Raw genomic sequence first — 1,812 nt, 5'->3', positions numbered from 1 at the left:
TATTTAGATCCTGCATATAGTAGTGGTGGGGATAATACTTCTCTTTGTGTTTTAGAGAAGGTATCGGATAAGTATTATGCATTTATATTTCAAGATCAAAAACCAGCTGTTGATCCATATATTATGAATACAATAAAGGTAATAATGGGGAATTTAAATGTTAATACTCTTTATATTGAAGATAGAGATGATATTAAAGGATCTGGGGCTTTGACACGTGAATATGTTAGACTTCGAGATAATATGGAAAATTACTTTAGAATTGCACCAACAAGACCAAAAACAAATAAACATGCAAGAATTGTTTCTTTATTAACACCATTTAGTTATAACAAGATGCATTTATTAGATTATAGTAGTCGTTCTGTATTTAGTGATATTTATTCATATAATGGAGATGGTAAAGTTCATGATGATGCTCTTGATGCATTATCAGCTGCATATTTAATTATGTCTTTAAATTATCGTGATAGAAGTCAACATTTTACTAAATTTACTTTCATTTAGCTTATAAATTATTGTATAATAATTACATAAGGAGATTCTTTATGGAGTATATGCAAATGGAGCCTGTAATTACTAGGCAGATGGTATTAAATGAGCTTGTAAAAGTGGGTATTAAGAGAGAAATTGCAGATGATTTGTCTTATAGATACTATAAAAATGAACTTACTATTAAAGATCTTCAATATTTAGAAAGTAATTTTAATCTTAAACTGGAAATATTAGAGCGTAGTTTAAGATCTGATATTGAAAAGGTTAAAGATGCTCTTGATAACAAAATAGATACTGTTGAAAATAACTTAAATAACAAAATAGATACTGTTGAAAATAACTTAAATAACAAAATAGATACTGTTGAAAATAACTTAAATAACAAAATAGATACTAAATTTAATGAACTTGATAATAAAATAGATAAATTTGCATTAGATGTTAAGGGAACATTTAAATTACATGCTTGGATGTTTGGGACTATTATTACCATTAATGTAGGAATATTTCTAGCATTAATATCTATGCTATATGCATTGTTTATAAAGTAAATTTAAATAAGTAAATATTTCTTCTATATAAAGAATAAGTTTAAATTTTTTTTGCAATTTTTTGTAATTTTTGCTATTATTTTTTAGCAAAAATAAATAATTGATCTATAATTATTTTTTGTATATTGAATAAGGTTATATAGGGTTGATGTATTGGAGAAATAATGAAATACAACTCTAAAATCAATTCTTATGAATTATACAAACATTCAATATTTTTCAGGAATTATATAAATAATGTTGCAGAAGATGTTCTTCACAATGGGATCAACTTAGAAGTTATTTATAGTACTGCTTTAAGCGGTATTGAAGATACGTTAGATAATCTAAAAGTAGAACTCAAAGAAGCACTATTGAATTGTATCATAAGTTACAGATTCAATGGTGTTGGCTATATTTTGGTTAAAACAGCAGGAGATGATAATCTTGACTTAGAAATTAATTCAGAATTACCAATTGGATTTGTGTATTTAGATTTTAGTTGTGTGCGAGATAGGGGTTCTAAGTCTTCTTATGTCATATATTCATTCAAAGAAGAGGATGATGAGGGAGTTTTAGTTAGAAAAGAAGTAAAGATCCATAAGAGTCGTTTGATTATATATGAGAATTACGACTATATTTTGGGTTCATATACTCCATGTTATACCCAAAGTTTTCTTCTAAATGTAGTTCTTTTTGAGACTATCTATCAAGAGATAGATAGAAGGATTCGAAACTACAATTTTTTGTTTTACAAAGACGAGTCTTTAGCAGAGATTAATGATGC

The 1,812-nt window shown here is 26.4% G+C and carries 3 protein-coding genes; all 3 read left to right on the top strand.

Annotated elements, in window-relative coordinates; all coding sequences use genetic code 11:
• On the top strand, positions 1 to 507 hold a 507-nt coding region (locus tag U880_RS0100580; protein WP_024654357.1), incomplete at its 5' end, for a phage terminase large subunit family protein.
• A 41-nt stretch (positions 508 to 548) separates the two neighbouring features.
• Positions 549 to 1,046, top strand: a complete 498-nt coding sequence (gene bdr / locus U880_RS0100575) for a Bdr family repetitive protein (RefSeq protein ID WP_038358595.1) — start codon at positions 549 to 551, stop codon at positions 1,044 to 1,046.
• Positions 1,047 to 1,210: 164 nt separating this feature from the next.
• Positions 1,211 to 1,812: anti-CBASS protein Acb1 family protein (locus U880_RS0100570; RefSeq protein ID WP_024654355.1), on the top strand; the 602-nt coding region annotated here is incomplete at its 3' end.

This window comes from Borrelia hispanica CRI, assembly GCF_000500065.1.
GTDB classification, from domain to species: domain Bacteria; phylum Spirochaetota; class Spirochaetia; order Borreliales; family Borreliaceae; genus Borrelia; species Borrelia hispanica.
This window is presented reverse-complemented; position numbering and strand designations above follow the sequence as displayed.

Coding starts and splice junctions, on each gene's coding strand:
- bdr (WP_038358595.1), top strand. CDS start 549: ATGGAGTATATGCAAATGGAGCCTGTAATTACTAGGCAGATGGTATTA.